General features: G+C 61.2%; 24 protein-coding genes, 2 tRNA genes and 2 pseudogenes. 19 read left to right on the plus strand and 9 right to left on the minus strand.

Going from position 1 to position 26750, the window contains the following annotated elements; all coding sequences use genetic code 11:
- Positions 1–37 precede the first annotated feature (37 nt).
- The 15 genes from ACR9ZC_RS13235 (at position 38) to ACR9ZC_RS13305 (ending at position 14965) form a co-directional block, all read left to right on the plus strand.
- Positions 38–2260: a RelA/SpoT family protein gene (locus ACR9ZC_RS13235; RefSeq protein ID WP_440560599.1), complete on the plus strand. Its 2223-nt coding sequence runs from the start codon at positions 38–40 to the stop codon at positions 2258–2260.
- A gap of 117 nt (positions 2261–2377) precedes the next feature.
- Positions 2378–2454: transfer RNA gene (locus tag ACR9ZC_RS13240), tRNA-Val, on the plus strand.
- A gap of 377 nt (positions 2455–2831) precedes the next feature.
- Positions 2832–4739, plus strand: coding sequence for a threonine--tRNA ligase (gene thrS / locus ACR9ZC_RS13245; protein WP_481580621.1), 1908 nt, complete (start codon positions 2832–2834; stop codon positions 4737–4739).
- A gap of 47 nt (positions 4740–4786) precedes the next feature.
- Positions 4787–5308, plus strand: a complete 522-nt coding sequence (infC, locus tag ACR9ZC_RS13250; protein ID WP_173258971.1) for a translation initiation factor IF-3 — start codon at positions 4787–4789, stop codon at positions 5306–5308.
- A 224-nt stretch (positions 5309–5532) separates the two neighbouring features.
- Positions 5533–5730, plus strand: coding sequence for a 50S ribosomal protein L35 (gene rpmI / locus ACR9ZC_RS13255; RefSeq protein WP_331573357.1), 198 nt, complete (start codon positions 5533–5535; stop codon positions 5728–5730).
- Positions 5731–5760: 30 nt separating this feature from the next.
- Positions 5761–6120 carry a 50S ribosomal protein L20 gene (gene rplT, locus ACR9ZC_RS13260; RefSeq protein WP_173258875.1) on the plus strand — a complete coding sequence of 120 codons (360 nt, stop codon included), beginning with the start codon at positions 5761–5763 and terminating at the stop codon, positions 6118–6120.
- 152 nt (positions 6121–6272) lie between these two features.
- Entirely contained in the window at positions 6273–7286 is a 1014-nt protein-coding gene (gene pheS / locus ACR9ZC_RS13265; protein WP_481580622.1) for a phenylalanine--tRNA ligase subunit alpha, read from the plus strand.
- Positions 7287–7344: 58 nt separating this feature from the next.
- Entirely contained in the window at positions 7345–9777 is a 2433-nt protein-coding gene (pheT, locus tag ACR9ZC_RS13270; protein ID WP_481580623.1) for a phenylalanine--tRNA ligase subunit beta, read from the plus strand.
- 65 nt (positions 9778–9842) lie between these two features.
- Positions 9843–10253: an integration host factor subunit alpha gene (locus tag ACR9ZC_RS13275; RefSeq protein WP_173258880.1), complete on the plus strand. Its 411-nt coding sequence runs from the start codon at positions 9843–9845 to the stop codon at positions 10251–10253.
- 50 nt (positions 10254–10303) lie between these two features.
- A complete protein-coding gene (locus tag ACR9ZC_RS13280) occupies positions 10304–10714 on the plus strand; it encodes a MerR family transcriptional regulator (protein ID WP_481580624.1) in 411 nt (136 codons plus the stop codon).
- Positions 10715–10766: 52 nt separating this feature from the next.
- Positions 10767–10843 (plus strand) — tRNA-Pro (locus ACR9ZC_RS13285).
- Positions 10844–11349: 506 nt separating this feature from the next.
- A complete protein-coding gene (locus tag ACR9ZC_RS13290) occupies positions 11350–11832 on the plus strand; it encodes a DUF2778 domain-containing protein (protein ID WP_481580625.1) in 483 nt (160 codons plus the stop codon).
- The gene (locus ACR9ZC_RS13295; protein ID WP_440559203.1) at positions 11829–12110 is read left to right on the plus strand and encodes a hypothetical protein; all 282 of its coding nucleotides are present in this window, start codon (positions 11829–11831) and stop codon (positions 12108–12110) included. Before ACR9ZC_RS13290 ends, ACR9ZC_RS13295 begins: the two co-directional genes overlap by 4 nt.
- Positions 12111–12608: 498 nt before the next feature.
- Positions 12609–13856, plus strand: a complete 1248-nt coding sequence (locus tag ACR9ZC_RS13300) for an acyltransferase family protein (protein WP_481580626.1) — start codon at positions 12609–12611, stop codon at positions 13854–13856.
- Positions 13857–13915: 59 nt separating this feature from the next.
- Entirely contained in the window at positions 13916–14965 is a 1050-nt protein-coding gene (locus ACR9ZC_RS13305) for an acyltransferase family protein (RefSeq protein WP_481580627.1), read from the plus strand.
- A 38-nt stretch (positions 14966–15003) separates the two neighbouring features.
- Here ACR9ZC_RS13305 and ACR9ZC_RS13310 read toward each other — a convergent pair whose 3' ends face one another.
- On the minus strand, positions 15004–15909 hold the full coding sequence (locus ACR9ZC_RS13310; RefSeq protein WP_481580628.1) for a LysR family transcriptional regulator: 906 nt from the start codon (positions 15907–15909) through the stop codon (positions 15004–15006).
- Positions 15910–16044: 135 nt separating this feature from the next.
- Here ACR9ZC_RS13310 and ACR9ZC_RS13315 point away from each other — a divergent pair, with 135 nt between their 5' ends.
- The gene (locus ACR9ZC_RS13315; protein ID WP_481580629.1) at positions 16045–17202 is read left to right on the plus strand and encodes a CaiB/BaiF CoA transferase family protein; all 1158 of its coding nucleotides are present in this window, start codon (positions 16045–16047) and stop codon (positions 17200–17202) included.
- A 35-nt stretch (positions 17203–17237) separates the two neighbouring features.
- Here ACR9ZC_RS13315 and ACR9ZC_RS13320 read toward each other — a convergent pair whose 3' ends face one another.
- A complete protein-coding gene (locus ACR9ZC_RS13320) occupies positions 17238–17762 on the minus strand; it encodes a low affinity iron permease family protein (RefSeq protein ID WP_481580630.1) in 525 nt (174 codons plus the stop codon).
- Positions 17763–17967: 205 nt separating this feature from the next.
- Between ACR9ZC_RS13320 and ACR9ZC_RS13325 the strand changes: the two genes are divergently transcribed.
- Positions 17968–18411, plus strand: a complete 444-nt coding sequence (locus ACR9ZC_RS13325; RefSeq protein ID WP_481580631.1) for an anti-sigma regulatory factor — start codon at positions 17968–17970, stop codon at positions 18409–18411.
- Positions 18412–18417: 6 nt separating this feature from the next.
- On the opposite strand, the pseudogene ACR9ZC_RS13330 reads toward ACR9ZC_RS13325, so the two are convergent.
- From ACR9ZC_RS13330 to ACR9ZC_RS13360, 7 genes and pseudogenes are all read right to left on the minus strand, one after another.
- A pseudogene (locus ACR9ZC_RS13330) lies at positions 18418–19500 on the minus strand (sensor histidine kinase); the annotation flags it as partial.
- Between the two features lie 33 nt (positions 19501–19533).
- Positions 19534–19782 (minus strand): annotated as a pseudogene (locus tag ACR9ZC_RS13335) (phosphatase RsbU N-terminal domain-containing protein); the annotation flags it as partial.
- Positions 19779–20399, minus strand: a complete 621-nt coding sequence (locus tag ACR9ZC_RS13340) for a SpoIIE family protein phosphatase (protein WP_481580632.1) — start codon at positions 20397–20399, stop codon at positions 19779–19781. The gene ACR9ZC_RS13340 and the pseudogene ACR9ZC_RS13335, both read right to left, overlap by 4 nt.
- Entirely contained in the window at positions 20396–20797 is a 402-nt protein-coding gene (locus ACR9ZC_RS13345; RefSeq protein WP_481580633.1) for an anti-sigma regulatory factor, read from the minus strand. Before ACR9ZC_RS13345 ends, ACR9ZC_RS13340 begins: the two co-directional genes overlap by 4 nt.
- The gene (locus tag ACR9ZC_RS13350) at positions 20787–21161 is read right to left on the minus strand and encodes an STAS domain-containing protein (protein ID WP_481580634.1); all 375 of its coding nucleotides are present in this window, start codon (positions 21159–21161) and stop codon (positions 20787–20789) included. Before ACR9ZC_RS13350 ends, ACR9ZC_RS13345 begins: the two co-directional genes overlap by 11 nt.
- Positions 21162–21165: 4 nt before the next feature.
- Positions 21166–22140, minus strand: a complete 975-nt coding sequence (locus ACR9ZC_RS13355; protein ID WP_481580635.1) for a protoglobin domain-containing protein — start codon at positions 22138–22140, stop codon at positions 21166–21168.
- A gap of 175 nt (positions 22141–22315) precedes the next feature.
- Positions 22316–23374 carry a LacI family DNA-binding transcriptional regulator gene (locus ACR9ZC_RS13360; RefSeq protein WP_481580636.1) on the minus strand — a complete coding sequence of 353 codons (1059 nt, stop codon included), beginning with the start codon at positions 23372–23374 and terminating at the stop codon, positions 22316–22318.
- A 190-nt stretch (positions 23375–23564) separates the two neighbouring features.
- On the opposite strand from ACR9ZC_RS13360, the gene ACR9ZC_RS13365 reads away from it, so the two are divergent.
- Positions 23565–24722 (plus strand): ABC transporter ATP-binding protein, encoded by a 1158-nt coding sequence (locus ACR9ZC_RS13365; RefSeq protein WP_481580637.1) that lies wholly within the window; start codon positions 23565–23567, stop codon positions 24720–24722.
- 11 nt (positions 24723–24733) lie between these two features.
- Positions 24734–26725 carry a beta-galactosidase gene (locus ACR9ZC_RS13370; protein ID WP_481580638.1) on the plus strand — a complete coding sequence of 664 codons (1992 nt, stop codon included), beginning with the start codon at positions 24734–24736 and terminating at the stop codon, positions 26723–26725.
- Positions 26726–26750: the final 25 nt, after the last annotated feature.

A 26750-nucleotide genomic window follows, 5' to 3' on the forward strand; every position in this document is an offset into this window, starting at 1 on the left:
TGCGAGGGCTGCCTCGCCTGAGAAAGTGGGCTTCACGATGATTGCCGAAAACGACGCCGCGGCGTTGCCGTCCTACGAGGAGGCGCTTGCCTTCGTGCGCGAGCACGCGGGCGACGCGCGCTTGCCGACGGGCGAATTGCTGGCCGATCACGCCGAGGGAACGGCGACGATCGTGCGCAAGCTCAATGTCGATCCGCCCGCCGTGCTGGCGGCGGCGCTCTTTGTGCTCACGCCGCGCCTGGAGGACCCGGAGCGCAAGATCGCGGAGCGCTTCGGCGAGGAAGTCGCCCGTCTCGTCGGCGATGTGCGCAAGCTGCTGCGGCTCGGTACCGTGAGCCTGCGCGTGACGCAAAGCGCCGCGGCCGACGCGAGTCGCGAAGCCCAGGAGGAGCGCCGCGCGCAAATCGAAGCGCTGCGCAAGATGCTGCTCGCGTTCGCGCAGGATATCCGCGTCGTGTTGATCCGGCTCGCGTCGCGCGTGCAGTCGCTGCGATACTACGCTGCGGCGAAGCGCTCGCCGGGCGTCGACGTCGCCCGCGAAACGCTCGATATCTACGCGCCGCTCGCGAACCGGCTCGGCATCTGGCAGCTCAAATGGGAACTCGAGGATCTTGCGTTCCGCTTCGAAGACCCGGACACCTACAAGCGCATCGCCAAGCTGCTCGACGAGAAGCGGGTCGAGCGCGAGACCTACGTCGCAAGTGCGATCGAACGGCTGCAGCAGGAGCTTGCCGCAGCGCATATCCGGGCCGAAGTGAGCGGGCGGCCGAAGCATATCTACAGCATCTGGCGCAAGATGCGCGGCAAGGCACTCGATTTCGCGGAGCTCTACGACGTGCGCGCGTTTCGCGTCATCGTGCCCGACATCAAGGACTGCTACACGGTACTCGGCATCGTCCACAACCTCTGGCAGCCCGTGCCGAAGGAATTCGACGACTACATCTCTCGTCCGAAGCCGAACGGCTACAAATCGCTCCATACCGTAGTGATCGGCGATGACGGTCGTGCCTTCGAAGTCCAGATTCGCACGCAGGAGATGCACCGCTTCGCCGAATACGGCGTGGCCGCGCATTGGCGTTACAAGGAAGCCGGCGTGCGCGGCTACGGCGGCCAGTTCACCGCGAGCGAGAAGTACGACGAGAAAATCGCCTGGCTGCGCCAGCTGCTCGCCTGGAAAGACGAAGTCGCCGAGGGCGAGCATCCGGAGAACCCTTGGGAGCAGCTGCGCCAGGCCACGCTCGACGACGATCACATCTACGTCATGACGCCGCAGGCACGCGTGATCGCCCTGCCGCAAGGGGCGACGCCTGTCGATTTCGCCTACCACCTGCATAGCGAACTCGGCCACCGCTGCCGTGGCGCGCGGGTGGACGGCGCGATGGTACCGCTCAACACGCCGCTTTCGAATGGACAGACGGTCGAAATCATTGCGGTGAAGGAGGGTGGGCCGTCGCGCGACTGGCTCAACCCGCAGCTGGGCTATCTGCAAAGCGCGCGTGCGCGTCAGAAGGTCCGCGCCTGGTTCAACGCGATCGACTCGCAAGAGAACGTTGCGAATGGACGGGCCATCGTCGAAAAGACGTTGCAGCGCGAAGGGAAGACCTCGGTCAGTCTCGATCATCTGGCGGCGAAGCTCGGTTTCAAATCGCCGGAAGAGCTTTTTTCGCAGGTAGGCAAAGACGAGTTCAGCGTGCGTGCGATCGAGCAGGCGCTGTCCGACACGCCGCCGCCCGAACCGGAACCCGAGGCGCCCGCGCAATTCGAAAAGCGCGGCAGCGGCTCGAGCGTGGCGCACGGCGCATCGGCCGGTGTGCTGGTGGTCGGCGTCGACGCGCTGCTCACGCAGCTTGCACGGTGCTGTCGGCCGGCGCCGCCCGACGCGATCAGCGGGTTCGTCACGCGCGGCAAGGGCGTGTCGATCCATCGCGACGACTGCCCCATGTTTTTACGCATGGCGGCGCGGGCGCCCGAGCGCGTGCTGCAGACCGCGTGGTCGGCCGATGTGCTGGGTGGCCGCGGCGCTTCGGTCTATCCGGTCGATTTGACGATCGAGGCGCAGGACCGGCAGGGGCTCTTGCGCGACATCTCCGAAGTGTTCGCGCGCGAGAAGATGAATGTCGTCGGCGTGAAGACGATGAGCCGGCGCAACGCGGCGTTCATGCAGTTCACCGTCGAGGTGTCGAACGCGGCGCAGGTACAGCGTGCGTGCACGTTGCTGGGCGAAGTGAGCGGCGTAGTGCGCGCGGCCCGCAAGGGCTGACGCAGGGCACGGAGGGCGGCGTGGAAGCGAGGTCTGCGAACGGGGTCTGCGCTTGCATGTGAAAGCATAAAAGTGCTTGCCAAGTTTTCAGGGACTCCATATAATCTCTCTTTCTTCAGGCTCGTAGCTCAGCTGGTTAGAGCACCACCTTGACATGGTGGGGGTCGTTGGTTCGAGTCCAATCGAGCCTACCAACGAAATACGAAAATCCGGTTTGCCGGTTTTTCAAGCAGCGCGAAATACGCCCTCGGGCGTCAAAGGCGAATACGGTTATGACACCGCGAACGTTGACCGAAACAACTTCGGAGCGACGCTAGTCGAGGACCTCTTTCGCCCTGTTTCAGTATCTGCGGTTAATGAAAGTGAATGCGGCCCCTCGAAAGCGGGGCCGCATTTTTTTGTCGGCCCGAGTTAGCGCTTCAGCGCTTACTCGGGCCCCATGCTGAGTCGACTCCAGTTGGTGCTTCAGCACTTACTGGAGTCCCGCCAGCGGTCGGCGGGAGTTGGCGCTCGAGCGCTGACTCCGGCCTCTGACGATGCCGCGCGCTTCGCGGCAACCGGAGAGAACGCAATGGTTTCGATACGCCTGCCAGACGGTTCGGTTCGACAGTACGAGCATCCGGTCACGGTTGCCGAAGTGGCGGCCTCCATCGGTCCGGGGCTTGCCAAGGCCGCCTTGGGCGGCAAGCTCGATGGCGAGCTCGTCGATACGTCGGCACTGATCGATCGCGACGCGTCGCTTGCCATCGTCACGGACAAAGACCCCGATGGCCTCGACATCATTCGCCATTCGACGGCCCACCTGCTCGCGTATGCGGTGAAGGATCTCTATCCCGAAGCGCAAGTCACGATCGGTCCGGTGATCGACAACGGTTTTTATTACGACTTCGCGTATCAGCGGCCATTCACGCCCGAGGATCTCGAGAAGATCGAAAAGCGCATGCAGGAGCTCGCGAAGAAGGACGAGCCCGTGACGCGGCGCGTGGTATCGCGCGACGAAGCCGTCGAGTACTTCAAAAGCATCGGCGAGCAATACAAGGCCGAGATCATCGAATCGATTCCCGCCGAGGACGAGATCAAGCTGTACGCGCATGGCGGCTTCACCGACTTGTGCCGCGGCCCGCACGTGCCGTCCACGGGCAAGCTGAAGGTCTTCAAGCTGATGAAGGTCGCGGGCGCGTATTGGCGCGGCGATTCTAAGAACGAGCAGTTGCAGCGGATCTACGGTACGGCGTGGGCGAAGAAGGAAGAGCAGGACGCCTATCTGCACATGCTCGAGGAAGCGGAGAAGCGCGATCACCGCAAGCTCGGCCGTCAGCTCGACCTGTTCCATCTGCAGGACGAGTCGCCCGGGATGGTGTTCTGGCATCCGAAGGGGTGGACGCTGTGGCAGCAGGTCGAGCAGTACATGCGCCGCCGCGTCAATGCGGACGACTATCTCGAGATCAAGACGCCCATGATCATGGACCGCTCGCTGTGGGAAGCGTCGGGCCATTGGCAGAACTATCGCGAGAATATGTTCACGACGGAATCGGAAAAGCGCGACTACGCGATCAAGCCGATGAACTGTCCCGGGCACGTTCAGGTGTTCAAGCACGGCCTGCGCTCGTACCGCGATTTGCCGCTGCGCTATGCGGAATTCGGCTCGTGTCACCGCAACGAGGCATCGGGCGCGCTGCATGGGCTCATGCGCGTGCGCGGCTTCGTGCAGGACGATGGACACATTTTCTGCACCGAAGACCAGTTCATCGCGGAGTCGATCAAGTTCAATACGCTGGCGATGAGCGTCTATCGCGACTTCGGCTTCGAGCATATCGATATCAAATTGTCGCTGCGTCCCGAGCAGCGCGCGGGCACGGACGAGATCTGGGACCGGGCCGAAGCCGGACTTCGCGAAGCGCTGACGGCCTGCGGATTGCAGTGGGAGGAGCTCGACGGCGAAGGCGCGTTTTACGGCCCCAAGGTCGAGTACCACATCAAGGACGCGCTGGGCCGCTCGTGGCAATGCGGTACGCTTCAGCTCGACATGGTGCTGCCGGAGCGCCTGGGCGCCGAATATGTCGCCGAGGACAACAGCCGCCGGCGGCCGGTCATGCTGCATCGGGCCATCGTCGGCTCGATGGAGCGTTTCCTCGGCATTCTGATCGAGCATCACGCCGGTGCGATGCCGCCCTGGCTCGCGCCGACCCAGGCAGTGGTCATGAATATCGCCGAAAGCCAGGCCCAGTATGCGAGTGCGCTGGTCCAAACGTTGCAAAAACAAGGGCTTAGAATCGAGGCCGATTTGCGCAACGAGAAAATTAGCTATAAAATACGCGAGCATACGCTTGAAAAGGTGCCGTATCTGCTCGTGGTCGGCGATAAAGAGCGTGATGCCCAAACGGTAGCCGTGCGTGCCCGTGGCGGTGTGGATCTTGGCGTCATGCCGATCGATACCTTCGTTGAGCGCCTGCGTCAGGATGTCCAGGCCTTCAAGTAACCACTTGGCAGCGCGGCTCGTTTTTTTAATTTCTAGAGGAACCGAACATCGCTACTGATAAGTCGCATCGCATCAACGGTGAAATTTCTGCACCCGAGGTGCGTCTGGTCGGAATCGACAACGAACCGCTCGGCATCGTAAAACTGGCTGATGCTTTCCGCATGTCGGAACAGCAGGACGTGGATCTGGTGGAAATCGCACCCCAGGCGGTCCCGCCCGTTTGCCGCTTGATGGACTACGGCAAATTCAAGTACCAGGAAGCGAAAAAGCAGCACGAGGCCAAGCTCAAGCAGAAGGTCATCCAGGTCAAGGAAGTGAAATTCCGTCCCGGGACTGACGACGGTGATTACAACGTCAAACTGCGCAACCTCGTACGCTTCCTCGAGGACGGCGACAAGACGAAGATCACGTTGCGTTTCCGCGGTCGCGAGATGGCGCACCAGGAAATCGGTATGCGGATGCTCGAGCGCCTGCGCACCGACCTCGACGAGGTCGGGCAGGTCGAGCAAATGCCGAAAATGGAAGGGCGCCAGATGATCATGGTGCTCGCGCCGAAAAAGAAGAAGTGAGGCGTCGTGCCGCGAACGGAACGGTCGTTCGCGGTACGTTGGCTTCGCACAGGCAGTACCCGGCAGGTTTCGGAACGACGCGAAGCGTCGTTCCTGAAAATGCGGCGGGCCCGGGAGGTTTCGGGCTGGGCGCCGCAAACAAGTGGACTGGGTTTCGAAGGGCGGATCTGGGGCATTTTGCCGGCCGCACACCCATCGCCATCTAATAAATGGAGTTGTTCGTCATGCCTAAGATGAAAACCAAGAAGAGCGCTGCAAAGCGCTTCGTGGTGCGTCCGGGCGGTACCGTCAAGCGCGGTCAAGCCTTCAAGCGCCACATCCTCACGAAGAAGACCACGAAGAACAAGCGCCATCTGCGCGGTTCCACCGCGGTGCACGAGACCAATCTGGACTCGGTGCGCGCGATGCTGCCGTTCGCGTAACCCTCAACCGACAACTCATAGGAGCGAAACATGCCTCGAGTCAAACGTGGGGTTACAGCACGTGCCCGCCACAAGAAGATCATCAACCTTGCGAAGGGCTATCGCGGCCGTCGCAACAACGTCTTCCGCATTGCGAAGCAAGCGGTCATGCGTGCAGGTCAGTACGCATACCGTGACCGTCGCAACAAGAAGCGTGTGTTCCGCGCGCTGTGGATCACGCGTATCAACGCGGCGGTGCGCCAGCACGATATGACGTACAGCGTGTTCATCAACGGCCTGAAGAAGGCGTCGATCGAACTCGACCGCAAGGTGCTGGCCGATATGGCCGTGTTCGACAAGGCTGCTTTTGCCGCGATCGTGAAGCAGGTGAAAGCCGCCGTCGCAGCCTAATTGCGAAATTAGTACTGCTTGGTTCGTGGCGGCGGTATCGGTAAAAGCCGGTGTCGCCGCGACAAAAACGGGGGCTCCTCACCGAGCCCCCGTTTTTGTTGGTCGAGCGCTTTCTCTCGTAATTTTTCCTCGACGTTGAAATGATGGGATCAATGGATCTGGACCAGATTGTTGCCGAGGCGCAAAGGGCCTTTGACGAAGCCGCCGATGGCGTCACGCTCGAAAACGAGAAGGCGCGCTTCCTTGGCAAGGCGGGTGTGCTGACCGAACTTCTCAAGGGACTCGGCAAGCTCGATCCCGACCTGCGCAAGACCGAGGGCGCGCGTATCAACGTCGCGAAGCAGCGAGTCGAAGCCGCGCTGTCCGCGCGCCGCGATGCGCTGGCCGAGGCGCTGTTGAACCAGCGGCTCGCCGCGGAGGCGGTCGATGTCACGTTGCCCGGCCGCGGCAACGGCGCGGGGAGTCTGCACCCCGTGATGCGCACCTGGGAACGGGTCGAGCAGATATTCGGCTCGATCGGCTTCGATGTGGCCGATGGCCCGGAGATCGAGACGGATTGGTACAACTTCACCGCATTGAATAGCCCGGAAAACCATCCGGCGCGCTCGATGCAGGACACGTTTTACATCGACGGCACGGATGCAACGGGGCGCCCCTTGCTGTTGCGCACGCATACGAGTCCGATGCAGGTGCGATATGCGCGCACCAACAAGCCGCCCATCAAGGTCATCGCGCCCGGACGCACGTATCGCGTCGACAGCGACGCGACGCACTCGCCGATGTTCAATCAGGTGGAGGGGCTGTGGATCGACGAGCACATCAGCTTCGCCGATCTGAAAGGCGTCTATACCGATTTCCTCAGGAAGTTTTTCGAGCGCGACGATATCTCGGTTCGGTTCCGGCCGTCGTACTTTCCGTTCACCGAGCCCTCGGCCGAAATCGACATGAAGTTCGAGGAAGGCAAGAATGCCGGCAAGTGGCTCGAGATCTCGGGTTCGGGGCAGGTGCATCCCAACGTCATCCGCAACATGGGTCTCGATCCCGAACGCTATATCGGCTTCGCGTTCGGCAGCGGGCTCGAGCGCCTGACGATGCTGCGCTACGGCGTGCAGGACTTGCGGCTCTTTTTCGAAAACGATCTGCGCTTTTTGCGGCAATTTGCCTGACGCCGCGCGCGCTCGGCATTGCCCCGGCTGGACCTCATTCATTCGAACGTAGACACTCATGCAATTCCCTGAATCCTGGCTTCGCGCATTCGTCGATCCGCAACTGACGACCGAAGAGCTGTCGCACGCGCTGACGATGGCTGGCCTTGAAGTCGAATCGCTGCGGCCTGCCGCTCCTCCCACGTCGAAGATCGTCGTCGGGCGCGTGCTCGAAGTCGTCAAGCATCCCGATGCCGATAAGCTCAATGTCTGCCAGGTCGATGCAGGCACCGGCACGACGCTCAACATCGTATGCGGTGCGCCGAACGTGGCCCCGGGCATCAAGGTTCCTGTTGCGCTCGTGGGCGCGCAACTGCCGCCGGCCGAGGAGGGCGGCGCGCCGTTCGCGATCAAGCTCTCGAAGCTGCGCGGCGTCGAAAGCCAGGGCATGCTGTGCTCCGCGCGCGAGCTCAAACTTTCGGAAGACCACAGCGGCCTTTTGATCCTCCCCGAGGATACGCCGGTGGGTCAGGATATTCGCGAGACGTTGAATCTCGACGATACGATTTTCGAAATCAAGCTGACACCGAACAAGGCCGATTGCCTGTCGGTCTTTGGCGTCGCGCGCGAGACGTCGGCCATTACGGGGGCGCCGCTGAAGCCCCTCGCAATCGAGCCGGTGCAGGCCGGACTCGACGAGACACTGCCGGTCAACATCGCGGCGCCCGATTTGTGCGGCCGGTTTTCCGGGCGCGTGATTCGCGGCGTGAATGCGCGCGCGAGAACGCCGCAATGGATGGTCGAACGGCTGGAGCGTTCAGGACAACGAAGCATTTCGGCGCTCGTCGATATCTCGAACTATGTGATGCTCGAGCTCGGCCGGCCGACGCACGTGTTCGATCTCGACAAGATTCATCGCGGCATCGAAGTGCGCTGGGGCCGCCGCGGCGAAAGCCTGGAGTTGCTGAACGGCAATACGATCGAGCTCGACGAGACGGTGGGTGTCATCGCCGACGATCGGCAAGTCGAAAGCCTGGCGGGCATCATGGGTGGCGAGCGTACGTCGGTCACGCTCGATACGACGAACATTTATCTCGAGGCGGCGTTCTGGTGGCCCGACAGTATCCGCGGGCGTGCACGCCGGTACAACTTCTCGACCGACGCGGCCCATCGCTTCGAGCGTGGCGTCGATTACTCGACGACGGTCGAGCACATCGAATACATCACGCGTTTGATTCTCGATATTTGCGGCGGCAAGGCCGGTCCGGTCGACGATCAAACGGTCAACGTACCGAAGCGCACCCCGGTCGCGATGCGTGTGGCGCGTGCGCAGCGCATCATCGGCGTGCCGGTTCCCGCCGACGAGATGGCTCGTATTTTCGAGCGCCTTGGGCTCGCGTTCGAGTTCGACGACGAGCGGTTCTCCGTCACGCCGCCGCCGTACCGCTTCGATATCGAGATCGAGGAGGATCTGATCGAGGAGGTGGCGCGTATTTACGGTTTCGAAAAGATTCCGGCGCGCCCGCCGATGGCGGCAAACGCAATGCGCGCGACGAACGAGACGCAGCGCTCCATTCACGCGATTCGCCACGCACTGGCCGCCCGCGATTACTCGGAGACGATCAACTTCAGCTTCGTCGACGAATCGTGGGAGCGCGATTTTGCCGGCAACGATAATCCGGTGCGGCTCGTCAATCCGATTGCGAGCCAGATGTCGGTGATGCGTACGACGCTCGTCGGCAGCCTCGTGAATGTGCTTCGCCACAACCTCAATCGGCGTGCCGAGCGTATCCGCGTGTTCGAACTCGGGCGCGTATTCCTGCGCGATGCGACGCAGGAGGCCAGCGAATATGCCGTCGAAGGGTACATCCAGCCGAAGCGTATCGGTGCGCTTGCCTATGGGCCCGTGGCGGAAGAGCAGTGGGGTCTCCCGACACGCCAGGTCGATTTCTTCGACGTCAAGGCGGATGTCGAGGCGCTTTTTGCGCCGCGCATTGCGCGCTTCGTGAAGGCTGAGCATCCCGCGCTGCATCCGGGACGCAGTGCTCGCATCGAGCTCGACGGTCGCGCAGTCGGTTTCATCGGCGAGCTGCATCCGCGCTGGATGAGGCAATACGATTTGCCGCAGGCGCCGATCGTTTTCGAGCTCGACGCCGAAGCGGTGATGGCGCGCGCGTTGCCGGTGCCCGCCGAAGTATCGAAATTTCCGCCGGTGCGGCGCGATATTGCCGTGGTGGTGGATCAGAAGATCGAGACGCAGGCGCTGCTGGACGAGATGCAAAAGGCGCTGGGCGAGGGCGCCGGCAAATTCGTGCAAAGGGTTGCGCTCTTCGATGAATTTCGTGCAAAATCAAATACTTCCGGTGGCCTGGCTGCGCACGAGAAAAGCCTTGCCTTCCGCGTGACCCTGCAAGATACTGGCGGCACGCTGCAGGACGAGACGGTGGATGCGGCCGTCAAGGCCTTGGTGGATCGTTTGGCTCGAGTCTACGGTGCGCGGTTGCGGGGGTAAGCGCGAACAGCTTCGGAACGATGCCGGCGCTGCGCGTTGGCATCGGATGGCCGCTGTTTTTAGATATGAACGAAATGAACTCGAGTGATTTCGAAGCCCTTCTTTCGGCGCAGCGTGGCGCCATGATTCGAGAAATTCCGACCCCGCCCGCGGGCGTTTCGAGCGAAACGCCGACGCTGACGAAAGCTGAGCTGGCCGAGTTGCTGTTCGATAACGTCGGGCTCAACAAGCGTGAGGCGAAGGATATGGTCGAGGCTTTCTTCGACGTGATTCGCGACGCACTCGAAAGCGGCGATGGCGTGAAACTGTCGGGATTCGGCAATTTCCAGCTGCGGGACAAACCGCAGCGACCCGGTCGTAACCCGAAGACAGGCGAGGCGATTCCGATTGCCGCGCGCCGCGTCGTGACGTTCCACGCAAGTCAAAAGCTCAAGGCGCTCGTCGAAAACGGAGTCGAAGCGACTTTCCCGCGCTGACGAGCGAAAGGCGCGGTGTCGCGCCCATTCACCACGACGGTTAACTGACGATGACAACGACGGTCGAAAAAGTCGTCTTGCCTCCGATTCCGGCGAAGCGCTACTTCACGATTGGTGAAGTCAGCGAACTGTGCGGCGTCAAACCGCATGTGCTGCGTTATTGGGAGCAGGAGTTTACGCAGTTGCGTCCGGTGAAGCGGCGCGGTAATCGGCGCTATTACCAGCATCACGAAGTCCTTTTGATTCGGCGGATTCGCGAATTGCTCTATGAGCAGGGCTTCACGATCAATGGTGCGCGCAATCGGCTCGATGCGCGCGGTGCGGTGATGGAAGAGGGCAGCGATGCGTCGCAACCCGATGTAGCGCCGGCGGCGCAGCCAGCGCCGAGCGCTGCGCCGGCTGTCGATATCGAGCGGCTGCGCAAGGAGTTGCGCGGTGTCATCGAGTTGTTGCGTCATTAGTGATGAGGTGTAGTTCTTTTCGGTGAAAGTGTCTGTTATACTTTCATGCTTTCGGGGCGTAGCGCAGCCTGGTAGCGTACCTGCATGGGGTGCAGGTGGTCGGAGGTTCAAATCCTCTCGCCCCGACCAGATTAAAACCCGCGTCAGTCAAGGCTGACGCGGGTTTTTCGTTTTTGGCCTTCCCGCGCCATCATCGTCGGTTCTCGGCTTGTGTTGCCTAGTCATTGCCTAAACGTCGGAAACTCGCGCGGTTGGGGAGCGTACATCCTCGTGCATCGAGGTGAATTCCGACTAGTCGTTGAGCATGAGCAAAAAACCTATCAAACAAGACGCCGCGCGCACGTGCCTCATTGACTTCCTGAAAGACGGGCCCACCCCAAGAGGGAAGTTGATGATGCCGCGAGGCTGGTTGACATTGCGCTCGATTTACATCCGGCTCATCTCAGAACCTCAATTAGGCAAACTGCTCATATGTCGGTGCTATGGCGCAGTCACTTTCATCGGGTTGGGCCGGAGCTTAATACGATGTCGACACAGTGCGCCGCGCTCCTCAATCCGACGTTCGCTTGCTAGATTGCACGCCCAGTGGCTCTCGTCATACATTACTGGGGTCGCCGCCGCCACCAAGGACAAAGTTGCCAGCCCAGTGCGTTTTCACCCTCAACAGCAAGAACCCCTCGCTGCTCTCGTGCGCCGGCTTCGGCGCGGTCGCTGCATTCTCCGGTAACGGCGCATACGTCGACCAACCCACCGCCACGGCCGTCCCCAACGCAGGCCCGATCCCGAAGGGGCGCTACTACATTATCAAGCGTGAAACGGGCGGACGCCTTGGCCGCCTCAGAGATCTCGGGCTCGATATGTGGTCGAATAGCGAGCGCGCGACGTGGTTCGCGCTCTATAGCGCTGACGGCAAGATCGACGACTGGACCTTCGTGGAAGGTGTGAGGCGCGGCAATTTCCGCTTGCATCCGAACGGCCGATGGGGCGTGAGCGACGGCTGCATAACGCTCGTGTCACAACACCAGTTCGATCGTCTGCGCGACTACTTACTCTCACAGCCGACGAAGCCCATTCCGGGTACGAGCACCCCCTACTACGGAACGGTGGACGTCCGATGAAGTTGATTCTGCGATTCGTGATTGCCCTTGTGCTGACTGGCCCGGTTTTCTTCGGGCTTTCGCGCATCGATCCGCTCGCGCGCTGGGTCGGCAGTGAAGCCGTGTGGTCCGCGCTTGCGCCGTTGTTCCGCCTGTTCGGCGCGGTAGGCATCGAGGGCGAGGAAACCGTATTGCTCGGCGTGCTGCTCGCATTGAGCTTCATCATTGCCGCCCTGATCGTATGGGGCGCAGGCACAATACTCACGCGCGCTAGGGCGCATCGCGCCGCCGCTCATTGACAGACCCCACGCATCGCCTTGTGCGCTGGTGACGCTGTTATGCGGGGTGATCGCCCATAGGTACCTAGGCGTACCGAGCCTGCGCGTTCGATCGTGAGCTACGCAAGTCTGGGAGTCACAACTTCCCTGGTGTCTGGACGCGTGAGCAGATCAGGGCGTTCACCGACCACAAGTTCGGTTGAAATATTCTTGACGCGCACGCGAGCTCATGGGTACCTGGGCTTCGCGCTGGCAGGACGGCGTCCCGTCCGGCGTCAAAGGTATATGGTGACGTTGAACTATACGTTCTAGCCGACGCACGTAAAATTGCGCCGTTCAACCTCAAGCGCTCGACAGCCGCGAAAAAGAGAAGATAAAAGCCGCGCTGTGCCACTCGTTGCAGCTTTAATCGCGTTTTCTGTCATTTGGGGCGGCAGCGAGAGCCCGCAAGACGAAGCGGCCCATCAGAAAGGCATTTATACCGTAAAATCGGAGGTATTCTAAAAATGAGAACGAGAGATGGGTCAAAAAATCAGCGCAGGAGAAAGATTTGAATTTATCGAGGGCATGCGCGGGATTGCTGCGGTCATGGTGCTTCTAACGCATTACTGTTCCGCCTTCCTTCCTGCTTTCGCGCGCGTCGCGAACGCGCCGCCTCATTTTTCATGGGAGGCGTGGCTCACGGGCACGCCGATATTCTCGCTGATCAATGGGACCATGGCGGTATATATGTTCTTCACCATGAGCGGCTTTGTGCTCGCCGGTTCATTCACCAAGTCGACTTCTGGTATCCCGTCGCAGATTGCGAAGCGATTCCTGCGCCTGTACCCGCCGATCGTATGTTCCGTTATATTCGCGACGCTGCTGCTCTGGTCCATGCCGTCGGTGCACGCCGATGCGGCGAGGGTCAGCATGTCGAGTTGGCTCACGGGATTGTCGCTCGTCCCGTTCACACCTCATTCATTCTTCGGCGAAGCGGTGTTGAGCTCAATGCTGACCGGTTACGGTGGTGTGTCGATATTTGATCGCACACCCTACCTCAAGGACGTATTCCCACTGACGCCGATCAACATCGCAGCCAATATTCCTCTCTGGTCGCTCCACGCTGAGTTCTGGGGGTCAATGCTGGTGATCGCTCTATCCGCCACATATCGTCGGTTGCCAAGGCCCGCGTTTTGGCTCATCTTCGTCGCCTTGTTGTTCGTGACCGGAACGAGCCAATACTCGTTATTCCTCGCTGGTTTCGCTGCTTATATGGGCAGACATCGACTGTTGTCTCGCGACAGCGCACAGTGGTCCACCGTAGGCTATGCGCTGCTCGGGCTGGGCGTCGCACTGAGCTTCACACGTCACTATCAGCCGTTCCAATTCGTACTTGATGTGCTGGCTAAAGTGAATTTGACAAAGAGCGTCGGTGGCGCGCAGTTACAGTTGTCCGTCGCCGCGTTGGCCATCCTCTTGGGATTATGCATCACACCGAGCTGCCGATCATTTCTGCGCGGTCGTGTGCCAAGGTGGCTTGGGAAAATATCGTTCAGCCTGTATCTGACGCACTTTCCTATACTTTTTACCGTGGCGTCTGCCGTCGTGACGATTGCCGCACGGCATCTAGGATATGGTTGGTCGATAGCACTGTCGTGCGCCATCGCCTGGCCTCTCACGTTCTTCGTAGCAAGCGTGTATGAACGGTTCATCGATCAACCATCGGTTGCTTTTTCCAAGCTCGCCGCCGAGCGGCAATCTACGCGGTCGGCACCGGCGAGCTAGCACGAATCCTTTGATCGACGATGTAAAATGTCGGTCCAGTCGACACACCCATTCAAGCCATGCTAGGCATCCTAAGATTTTTTCTCGCCTGTTGCGTTGTCGTCTTCCATTTCAGTGGCAGTGTGCCGACCATCGGAATACTGGCGGTCAATTTTTTCTATGTCATCAGCGGGTACTTGATGACGCTGGTCCTGCATGAGACGTACCGATTCAATCCAGTAAGCTTTTTTTCGAATAGGGCTCTACGACTCTATCCGGCTCAACTTGCGATTTGCATGGTATCTATACCGTTCCTGTGGGGATTGTCAAATGCGCGATCCTTCCATCCTTTGTGGGGAACCGCTCAATGGCAGGACTGGATTGGTAATATTCTGATTTTCCCTTGGACATTTCTACCGAGTCAGCACTTCAGAATCTCCCCGACGACATGGTCGGTAGCCGTTGAAATTTGCTGTTACTTCCTTCTTTGGCTTTTCGTTTCGCGCCGCGCATGGACGGCGATTTCCAGCGTAGGGCTTGCCATTCTATGGCAGGCCTATCAATTCCATGTTGGGGCGGATCAAGGAGCTCACTATTTTCCTGTTTCAGCGGCGATGTTGCCGTTCAGTCTCGGGGCAGCGTCTTACTTCGCGACAGACATGCTCAGTCGATCGAAGCCGAGGAAGCATGCATCAACGGTGAATCAACTGGCAATTCTGATATCGGTTATTGCCGTATTCGTGGTCAATTGGCGCCTGGCTCTACGATTCGATGCAAGCCCGTTTTACGGGTTGTTTTACTACGTCAACAATATACTGGCATGTGTTTCCGTAATTATCCTTCATGGCAAAAAAACCCATGGGATAACAAAGAATATATCGCTGTGGTTCGGCGACCTTTCGTACCCTGTTTTTCTGTGTCAGTGGCTTGGAGCATTCATTGCATGGCATATCATCGGAATCGGGTCGCCCATGCGGAGTTGGTGGGTATTTTTAATCGGTTACGTGATCGCAGTCGGCCTCGGCGTTTGTATCGTATTGCTTGTTGATCGGCCTATTCAAGCGTTGAGGGCGAGAGTTCGAGAGATCGCCCTGGCGCCGCGCACACCGCTACGCCAGTCGCTGAACTGAACAAGGAACGAGGAAGGAGGAATCAGGATTTTCAAGCCTCACTCACCTTCCGCACGCGTTCCAAGATACTTCACGAGCCGCTGAGCCGGCGGTTGCAACGCATCGAAATCCTTGCAACAGACAACGAAGCGCCGGTATGCCCATGCGTCGTTCAGCGGAACGATCCGCAGCCCGAGCGCGCGGCGATAGGTTCGGCCGACCTCCACCGGCACAACGCTGATCCCCAATCCCGCGGCGGCCACGCGAAATGTGGCATCCAGGTTCGAAACGATGACCCTGTACGTTATGGTCTTCCCGACGTTCGCCGCGGCTCGCCTGAGCATCGTATGCACCGAGGAGTTGGGCGGCAGCCCTACATGGTCATACTCGAGCGTCTGCTCGAAATCGATCGACCTTTTGCTCGCAAGCGGATGATCGCGATGCGCCGCAATCGCAAGGCGATCACGCCGATAAAGTTGCGCCTGCAGGCCGCTGCGATCGACGTTGTCCCAGCAAACGCCAATCGCCGATGTTCCCTCGCGCACTTGTCGAACGAGATCGGTCGACATCCGCTCCTCTATATCGACACGGATATTCCTATTCTCGGGCGCACGCATGAACGATGCGATATCGTCGAGCAGACTCTCGGCCATCGCCGAAGGCGAAGCGCAAATACTGACCCTGCCACGCAGCCCCGCACCCAGCGCGGCAACATCGCTCTCCATCCGTTCCATCGTGAAGAGCACCGCCCGCGCATGCTCGAGAAGCGCGAGCCCGGCAGGCATCGGATCGACGCCGCGGCGAGAGCGCGAGAGCAACGGCACACCAAGCTCGCTCTCGAGTTGTGCTATGCGCTTGCTGATCGCCGATGGCTCGATATGGGCCTCCTGGGCGGCGCGCGCTATGTTGCGGTGATCGCACACGGCTACGAATAGACGCAGCGTTTTGATATCGATGTCGTGCATCGGACGAGGCTCCTCGATGCCGCGTGCGCGGCACATGGCATTCCGGATCGGAACGATAACGCTGCCAAAATACCGCTTTTGACGCCGATATGGAACCGATACAGTGCCCATAGCTATGCGCATTGACGAGGCAATATGAGCAGTCAGACCCATTGCAACGGCCGGCTCCCGCTCGAAGGCATACGCGTGATCGAATTCACGCATATGGTCATGGGGCCGACCTGCGGAATGATCCTCGCGGACCTCGGTGCCGAGGTCATCAAAATCGAGCCGCCGGGAGGCGACAAAACGCGACAGTTGCCGGGGCTCGGCATCGGCTTTTTCCGCTCGTTCAACCGGAACAAGAAGAGCGTCGTGCTCGATCTCGAGACGCCCGAGGGAAGGCGGACCGCCGTCGAATTGGTCGGGACCTGCGACGTCATGATCGAGAATTTCCGCCCGGGGCTGATGGGCAAGCGCGGACTCGACTACGCGTCGCTTTCGGCTCTATACCCGGGCCTCGTCTATGTTTCGCATAAAGGCTTTCTTCCCGGACCCTACGAAAAGCGCCTCGCACTCGACGAAGTGGTGCAGATGATGGGAGGCCTCGCGTATATGACAGGACCGGTCGGCCGCCCCCTGCGTGCCGGCACGTCGGTCAACGACATCATGGGCGGCATGTTCGGCGTGATCGGTGTGCTTGCCGCGCTGCGCGAGCGCGAACGCACGGGACGCGGGCAAGAGGTGCAAAGCGCGCTCTTCGAGAATTGCGTGTTCCTCTGTTCGCAGCATATGCAGCAGTTTGCGATGACGGGCGAGGCACCTCCGCCCATGCCTGCGCGCGTTTCAGCCTGGAGAGTGTACGACGTCTTTACGCTGGCCGAAGGCGAGCAGCTTTTCATCGGAGCCGTGAGCGACAAGCAATTCGTTACCCTGTGCCGACTGCTCGAGTGCCCCGAGCTCGCAGCCGAGCCGCGCTTCGCCACGAATGCCCAGCGCGTGGCCGTTCGTCCGGAACTGCTCGAACGCCTCGGCGCGATACTCGTGCAGCTTCGCGTCGAAGACCTGACACCCAAGCTCGAGGCGGCCGGTATTCCGTACGCACCGATCGTTCGCCCGCACCAATTGTTCGACGATCCGCATCTGAAAGCGAGCGGTGGCCTCGCACCGATGCCGACGGACGACGGTGGCATGACCGAGATTGCGTTGCTGCCGCTGACGATGGACGGGCGCCGCCTCGGCGTGCGCCGGGCACTCGCCCGCATCGGCGAGCACACGCAGGAGGTGCTTTCCCGTCTGAAGGCCATCGTCTGATCTGCGGACCGGGTGCTGTTTCCCCGGTCGTGCTGTTACTTGTTCTTCCCCCCGGGCCTTTCTTTTGCCTCGTTGATCTCGCGTTCGACCTCGGACCGGACTTCCTCAGTTGCCTCCGCATTTTTCGAGAGTGCCAGATAAGCACTCGCAATGCGCCGCAAGTCCTCTTCGCACACGTCCTCGATTCCAATCAGCTCGCTGTTCGCTCTGCGGTTTGCCGCTACGAGCTCATTGAGCTTCAGATGAATCGCGACGCTGTCCTTGTTCTGGCTTTGCTGAATCAGGAACACCATGAGGAACGTGACGATGGTCGTGCCAGTATTGATGACGAGCTGCCAGGCATCGGAAAACTTGAACACCGGGCCGAGCACGCCCCACACCGCAATGATGATCACAGCGATGCTGAAAGCGATAGGCGAACCGGTCCATCGTGTTACGGCGCTCGCAAACGAATCGAACGCGCGCGTGATCGGGTGTCGGTTCGAATAGGGCGGCAGCGAAGAATCGGGCACGTTGTCGTAGGGATCGTGCCGCGGCGAATCGTTCGTCGGCGTGGACATGGGCGCTCCTCTCCGGGCGTATCGCCCGATATGCTGAAATGTGAATATCGAAACAGATCGGTGGGCAACGCCAAGCCAGCAAGCCGCGTGCCGCCGGGGAGGGACGACGCATCGATGCGGCGGTGCTAGGATGCATGCACGCCAAAAACAGCGAGGGCATTCGTATGAAAGGAGTCCGTCGCATATATCCCCCAGGGGCGTTGCCGTGACGACGCATCGCACTCTCGGCGCCGCAGTGCATGTGTCGGTGGTTGGCGAATCGGATGTCGCCTGGACGCGGCAGGTCGTTCGCGAACTCGGTGCGCAGCAGGGCCTCCCCGAAGCCCGAGTGGCCGCGTTGGCCACCGCGGTGACTGAAATCGCACGCAATATCGTCGTTCACGCGGGCAGCGGGGAACTGACGTTTCACTCGACTGCGGATGGGCAGCGTCGCGGTGTCTTTGTCGTTGCGCGCGATGACGGCCCGGGGATTCCCGACATCGCACGGGCAATGCAAGACGGCTATTCGACCAAAGGAGGCGGGTTGGGTGCCGGACTGGCAGGCGCGAAACGCCTCGTCGACGAATTCCACATCAGTTCGGCACCGGGTCAAGGCGTCACGGTGACGATGACGCAGTGGCATGACGGCGGCGAGCGAGACCTGCTTTAACGTTACTCAGCGCAGTTCACGCCTGACCTCCACCGCCTCGAGCGGCAAGGTCGCAGTCAGCGCAAAGCCGGCGCCCGGTGCCGTCCGGATGCTGACCTCGCCGCCCAGCAGGGCCGCGCGCTCGCGTATGCCGAGCAGCCCGAACGAATGTCTGCCCCGTCGATCGTTCTGGGCCGCGCCGCGGCCGTTGTCGACGACCCGTACGACGCAGTGAGGCTCCTCGCGAACGATATCGAGGACGACCTCCGTTGCGCCCGAATGGCGCGCGATGTTCGTCAGCGCTTCTTGCACCATCCTGAAGAGATCGATTCGGCATTCCCGGTTGAACGCAATCGCGTCCGCGTCGATATGGCGGGTCACCTTGATTCGATAACGCGCCGTGAATTCGTCGATCAGCGTATCGATCGCCGGGATCAGGCCCAGGTCGTCGAGCATGACAGGGTGCAGATCGGCCGCGATTCGCCGCACCGAGTCGACAAGCTGATCGATCATCCTGTACATCGCCTTGAACGCCTGTTTCGGCGCGGGCAGGTATCCGCCGCCGCCCGGATGTTCGAGCATCGACGCGGCCATCTTCAGGGCGGTCAGCTGCTGCCCCAGATCGTCGTGCAGCTCGCGTGCGATGCGAGCCTTCTCTTCCTCGCGGATGTGCTGAATATGCCCTGACAGACGGCGCAGCTCTTCTCCCGATGCGCGCAGCGCTTCCTCGTCGCGCTTGCGATCGGTGATGTCCATGATCCAGCCGACCATGCGATAAGGCTCGCCCTTGTCGTTCCACAACGCCTGCCCGCGGGATTGGACCCAGCGGAACTCGCCTGACTTCATGCGCACCCGGTATTCGACGTCATAGAGGCGACGCTCGTCGAGGTGCTTTTTCAGGGCTTGTTCGACGCGGTGCGCATCGTCGCGGTGAATCGCGCCGAAATGCGCCTGGCGCTCATTGGGCAGTTCATGATTTTCATAGCCCGTGATCCGCTTGAAGTGCGGGGAGAAATAGATCGCGTCGGTCTGCGGATTCCAGTCCCACAAGCCCGCGGTCGTGCCGCTCACCGCCAGTTGAAACCGTTCCTCGCTCGCCGCCAGCGCCGCGCGATAGCCTTCGATGGACAATTCGAAAGGCGCGAGCAGTTCGTTGAAGAACGCTGCCGCGGCTTGCGCGAGCCGGGCCCGATCCTGCGATGGGGCAGGGAGCACGAGTTCATCGAGCGAAGCGTAATGCAGCGCCGCCATATCGAGCAGTCCCACGCCCTGGCTCAGGGCGCGCCGGCCGATCTCGTAAGCATGCGTGAGCCCTGCTTCGCCTTCGTGCTCGAGATAGGCGCGAAGCCCGCTCAGGTATTCGGCTGCGAGCGCGGCGAGCTGCGTCGTCATGCGTGCGCTCCGAGATAGCGGGCAACGACGACATGCGCGTCGTCCGTAGCCTTGCCGTATCGTACGAGGATGGTTTCCGCAAGCTCCTGTGGGGTGCAGGCAATCGGCATGCGTGCGGTGAATGTGCTCTGTATGCCGTCGGTGACCATCACGAGCGTATCGCCGCGCGATAGCGACAGGCGCTCCGCTCGCAGCGGGGGCACGCGGTAGCCGACGACGCCGCCACGCGTCGAAATCGCGCGATCGCGCGCGTGCGAGTCCGGTTGGGCCCGAACGAGAACGCCGTCGACGTTACCGACGCCCGCCCAGGTCACCGAGCTGTCGCGAGCGTCGAACGACGCAATGCTCATTGCGGCGCCACGCGTCTTTTGCAGCCCTTCGTGGCAATGCTGCAGCACTTGCAAGATGGGTTCGCGCGCGTGCGCCTCGATGATCGGCGCCGCCGCGCATGCCGCTTGCGCCGCTTCGTGGCCATGCCCGAGACCATCGAGCAGCGCTACCACGGCCCCGTCGTCGAATTGAACGACGACGTGCAGGTCGCCCGAGACGCTTTCGAGCGCACGCCCCGCCCAACCCCATTCGATGATGGGTTCACGAGGCGGGGACGCGGCGTTCATCTCAGCCATCTCCTCATCGTGACCTTCGTGCCTTTGCCCACGACGGAGATCAACTCGAACTCGTCCATGATCCGCTTCGTCCCGGGCAGGCCCACGCCGAGGCTCTTCGCGGTCGAATAGCCGTCGCGCATCGCGAGTTCGATGTCGGCGATACCCGGACCCTCGTCTTCCGCGACGATCATGATGCCGACACGCGCGCCGTCGTCGAGCTTTCGCAACGTGACTTCTCCGCGGCGTGCATAGCTGACGATGTTGCGCGCCATCTCGGAAATGGCGAGTGCGATGATGGTCCGGTCCGTCATCGAGAATCCGGCAGCGGCAGCGAGTTCGCGCCCCTTCTGACGGGCAATGACGACATCCTCTTCGCGCTCGATCGGCACGTGAAATTCATCCGCCATCGCCAGCGCTCCCGTTCGCGGTATCGCCGAGATGGGCGAGGCCCTCCTCGAGATCGAGCGCCGTCGCAATGCCATCGAGCGACAGGCCGAGCTGAACCATCGCAAATGCGACCTCGGGCTGAATCCCGACTACGACGGTCTGCGCACCGCGCAGCTTCGCGATGTAGGCGATGCCGCGCAATGTGCGGGTAGCGAACGAATCGAGCACGTCGAGCGCGGTGACGTCGATGACGACGCCTCGCGTGCGCAATCGACCGATCTTCTCGGCGAAACCATCCCGCAATTGAACGAGATCCTGGTCCGACAGCGCCGATTGAATCGATGCGATGAGTACATCGCCTTGCTTGAGAATGGGAACGGACACGGTATCAGCTCGTTGAGTTGGCGCGCGACTCGTTGGCGTTGCCTTGTGACACGCGATAGCCCAGAATCTGCTCGGCTAGCTCGATACCGCCTTGCAGATCGCCGACCGTATCGAGGAGCCGATCGAGCTCGATACCCAGCGCGACCAGCGATTGCGCAACCGGCGCCGCGATACCGGTTACGATGACCCGCGCACCCATGAGTCGTGCCGCGGTTACCGTTTGCAGGATGTGGTTCGCGACGCGCGAATCGATCGTCGCCACGCCGGTGACGTCCATGACGACCACCTTCGCGCGCCGTGCGCGCACCGCTTCGAGCAGGTTTTCGGTGATGAGCCGGGCCCGGTAGGTATCGATGACGCCAATGATTGGCAACAGCAGCAGCCGATCGCGCAATTGCAGGACCGGTGTCGACAGTTCCCGAATGGCTTCCTGTTGCTGTCGAATGATGCGCTCGCGTTCGAACACCAGCACATCGACGATCAGCCCAAGATCGAAGAACGCCACCTTTTTCAGCGACATGAAGGCATCGAACGCTTCGAGCGGCGCGTGCTCCGAATGCGTCATGACCTCGTTGCCGATGAACCTCAGCAGTTGATGGAATGCGCCGAGAAAAAACCGCATCTCGAGCCCTGCCACGGCGTAAAGCCGGCCCAGCTCGATGCGCTGCGCCACGTAATGTCTGCTGTAGTCGCCCGATACAAGACCCTGCAAGTGGTCCGTCTTGAGCCGCTTCGCCTTCTCGAGCAAGGCTCGATTGTCGAACAGCGGACGAGCCTCGTCGAACTTGGCGAGATGCCCGAAGAACGCAGCCGTGTACTCATCGACGCGAGGCAGCACGAGATCCCTGATGCGCGCAATGCGGGCGAGGTCGGAGGGCTCCAGGGCAACGACTTGCTTGCGGCGTTCGATGGCGCCATCGTTGAGCCCCATCTGATGCATCAATGCGAACGATTCGCGTTGTTCGAGCTGCTCCCCCATGCGCCTCTCCTCGGATGTTGTTGGATACGTGGTTACGGATAGACAGATCGTTTGTTCAGATTTTTTCCAAGTATAGCGATGCGTGTCGAACTGGCAAGGCTGATGCAGGCAATCATGCGCGCGGAGCAAGGGAGCGCATGGCATGCAATGCTGTGCGCGTCACGCGTTGGCATCGCTATGCGGTCGTGTTCCTCTTGACTGGACGGCGTCTCGCGGGCGGCGGGGCCGTGGAGGCGCGTACGACGAGCCGCGGTGCCGAGGTCTCGCAGATCTCCGGTTCCCCATCGGGCACACGCGAACCCTTGACGACCAGTTTGCGCAGCAACGTGACGGCAAGTTGTGCTGCCTCGGCCGTCGGTATCGCGACGGTTGTCAATGCGGGCCGCGATTCGCGGGCGAGATGAATGTCGGTGATGCCTATGACCGACAAATCGCGCGGCACGTGAAGGCCGACATCGGCCGCCGCATGCATGGCTCCGAGCGCCGGCAGGTCATTGGTCGCGAAGATCGCCGTGAGCGCGCGGTGTTGCTCGAGCAGCGAGCGAGCAGCCGTGTAGCCGCCCTCTATCGTGTCGGGCGCGTGAATGACGGTGCTGGCATCGATTTCGAGTCCGGCTTCCAGCATCGCGGCAGCGAACCCCTCGTGACGCGGCGTATGGATACCGGACGCTTTGCTGCCGACGATGGCGCCGATCTTTCGATGTCCCAGCGCGATCAGATGCGATGCTGCGAGCTGCCCGGCCAATGCGAAATCGACTGCCACGCAGGGCAGGCGCGGTGGGGCTTCGGGACGCTCCCACATGCACAGGACGACCGGTGCGCCGCGTGCTTCGGTCGCCGCGAGATCGGCGAAATCGAGATTCGCGTTCATGACGAGCACGCCCTCCGACAACGTACCGGCGATTTGCTCCAGATAGGCGCGACCCATGGCCGGATCGTCGTTGGTATTGCAAATGATGACGAAGTGCCCCGATTCCCGGGCCGCACGTTCGACCGCGAGCGCGAACTCGGGATAAAACGGGTTGGCAATGCTCGAGACCATCAACGCGAGCGTGGGACCGCGTCCCTCCGCCAGCGCGCGTGCCGCAAGGTGCGGACGATAGCCCAGGGTGTCGATGGCATCGAGTACGCGCTGACGCGTTTGCTCGCCGACGCGGCCACGCTTGCGCAATACGTTGGAGACGGTGGCGGGCGTTACGCCCGCCAAACGTGCCACTTCGTTGATCGTCGTCATGCGTGCTCAATATTTGGGATGACTGTTCAGAGTTTGCAAGCTGCTTCGAGTAACGGCACTATGGCGCCCATTAGATCAATGAATTCGGAGACAAGGCAAAGGCGCGCGGCCTCGATGGCCGTTTTCCTATGCCGGCCTGATTAAGCGCTTAATCTCCGACTTCGACCGATTACACCACGGAGCGGAAGCGATGGCGAGCATTTCCTTGAAGGGTCTTCACAAGGCATATGGCGATGCAGCGCCGGTCATTCGCGATGTGAACCTCGAGATAGGTTCGAACGAGTTTTGCGTTTTTCTCGGACCGTCAGGGTGCGGGAAATCGACGCTGCTGCGAATGATCGCCGGCCTCGAAGACGTCACAGAAGGCGAGGTGCACATCGGCGAGCGACTCGTCAACGACGTGCCTTCGGCCGAGCGCGGTGTGGCAATGGTGTTTCAGAGCTACGCGCTCTTTCCGCACATGACGGTGTTCGAGAACATGGCCTTCGGCTTGAAGCTCGCCAAGACGCCGAAACAGGAAATCGCGCGCAAGGTGCACGAAGCCGCGCGCATTCTTCAATTGGACGCATTGCTCGATCGTCGCCCCAAGGCGCTTTCCGGTGGTCAGCGCCAACGCGTGGCAATCGGACGAGCGATCGTGCGCGAGCCCGGAGTGTTTCTTTTCGATGAGCCGCTTTCGAATCTCGATGCGACGCTGCGCGGGCAAACGCGGATCGAGATTGCGCGCTTGCATCGTCAGTTCGCCAAGGCCAGCGTCGTCTATGTCACGCACGATCAAATCGAGGCGATGACGCTCGCCGACAAAATCGTTCTGCTGCATGCCGGTAAGGATACCGAGCGTTACGGCAGCATCGCTCAGATCGGCGCGCCGCTCGAACTCTATTACCGTCCCGCGAGCCGTTTCGTTGCGGGCTTCATCGGCTCGCCGCGCATGAACTTCCTGCCGGCATCGATTGCCTCGATCGATGCGGACGGCGTGAGCGCCGTGATCGATGGGACCGGAGAAACGGTGCGACTCGCCGTGGACGGCTCATCGTTGGTCCCGTCGCAGCCCGTCACGGTGGGCGTGCGGCCCGAGCATCTGACATTGCGAGCTGGCGGCGACGTGACCGCCGCCAGCTCGCTTGCGCTCACGCGTGAAGTCGCGCTCACCGAACGCCTCGGCGAGCAGACCTATGTACACCTCGATGCGCCGGACGGCCGCACGCTGATCGCCAAGGTTGCCGGCGACGCACGCGTCGAGCGGGGTGCACGCATGTCATTTGGCGCACCGGCTTCGGCATGCCATCTATTCGGGGACGACGGCTTTGCCATCGCACCGCTGCAATCGATCGAACACTACGCCTGAGGAGGGAAGGGATGCACCTTGGAGTCTGCTATTACCCGGAGCATTGGCCGGAATCGATGTGGGAAGACGACGCGCAACGGATGAAGGCGCTCGGCATCGAGCGCGTGCGCATCGCCGAATTCGCGTGGAGCCGTATCGAGCCCACGCCGGGCGAATACGACTGGGACTGGCTCGACCGTGCGGTCGACGTATTGCATCGTTCAGGACTCCAAATCGTCATGTGCACGCCGACGGCGACGCCGCCGAAGTGGCTGATCGACCGGCACCCCGATATTCTGCCCGTCGGTGCCGATGGGCAGGCACGCCGGTTCGGCTCGCGCCGTCATTACGACTTTTCGTCGCCGTCGTATTTCGAGGCGGCGCGCCGCATCAGTACCGCAGTGGCGCAACGGTACGGCGCGCATCCTGGCGTTGCGTTCTGGCAGATCGATAACGAGTTCGGTTGTCATCAAACCGTGGTCAGCTATTCCGAGGCCGCGCTGCTGCGCTTTCGAGAATGGCTGCGCGCGCGCTACCGCATGATAGACGCGCTCAACCGTGCGTGGGGCAACGTGTTCTGGAGCATGGAGTACCGCAGCTTCGACGAGATCGATACACCGGCTGCGACGGTGACCGAGGCGAACCCTTCGCACCGATTCGATTATCGGCGCTTCGCATCCGACGAGCTTGCGCGCTTTAACCGCATGCAGGCCGAGATCATCCGCGCGCATTCGCCTGGGCGGCCCGTCGCGCACAATTTCATGCAGCTCTTTACCGAGTTCGATCATTACAAGGTCGCGGCCGATCTCGATATCGCGGCATGGGATAGCTACCCGCTGGGCGCCCTTGAAGAGCTGTGGTTCGATCCGGAAACGAAAGCGCGCTGGCTGCGCACGGGGCATCCCGATTTCGCCTCCTTCAATCACGATATCTACCGCGGCATGTCGAGCCAGCCGTTCTGGGTCATGGAGCAGCAGCCGGGGCCCGTCAACTGGGCACACTGGAATCCGGCGCCGCTGCCGGGCATGGTGCGCCTTTGGAGCTGGGAGGCATTTGCGCATGGCGCCGGTTGCGTCTCATATTTCCGCTGGAGACAGGCACCGTTTGCACAGGAGCAGATGCACGCGGGGCTCAATACGCCCGACAACCGGCTCGATATCGGCGGCAGCGAAGCGTCGCGCGTTGCAGCAGAAATCCGCTCGATGCTCGAAGCCCACCCCGATGCGGTTGAGGATGCGAAGCGTTCTGTCGCGCTCGTCTATGACTACCCGGCGAAATGGCTCTTCGAGGTTCATCCGCAAGGCGCGGATTTCCACTATCCGCGTTTCGCGTTCGAGTACTACAGCGCGTTGCGTGTGCTCGGGCTCGATGTCGATGTCGTGCCTGTCGATGCGCCGCTCGATGGTTATCGAATGATCGTCGTGCCGCCGTTGCCCATCGTTCCCGACGATTTTGTCGAGCGATTGACCAGGAGCGGGGCGCAAGTCGTCATTGGCCCGCGTACGGGTTCCAAGACCGTCGATTTGCAAATTCCCGGCAATTTGCCGCCGGGACCGCTTGCTGAGGCATTGCAGCTGCGCGTATGGCGAGTGGAGTCGCTGCGGCCGAACATCTGCCCGGCCGTACGCATGGCAAGCTCATCGGCGGGCCGCCCCGGTAGCGATGCGGGGCAGGGCCGCCATTGGCGCGATCTGATCGAGCTCGATACACATGCGCCGCACGAGGTCGTTGCCGAGTTTGACGATGGCCATCCTGCTTGCGTACGCCACGGTGCCTTCCATTATTGCGCGGGCCTCTTCGATGAAGCGTTGACGCGGCAACTCTTTGCCGACATTGCCGAGCGCGCCGGATTGCGTGCCGTGCCGCTACCGGAAGGAGTGCGAGTGAGCCGCCGCGCGGGCGTGACCTACGTCTTCAATTATGGCGAGCGCGTGTACGAGGTCGAAGGCGTCGAAGCCGACGCCTTCGTCATAGGCGCCGCGCGAGTCGAACCGCAGGGCGTTTGCGCGTATCGTTCCAGCTGAAATGGGCCGGAGCGCGTTATTTGCC

The sequence above is a fragment of the Trinickia sp. HAY1-2D genome (assembly GCF_056754935.1).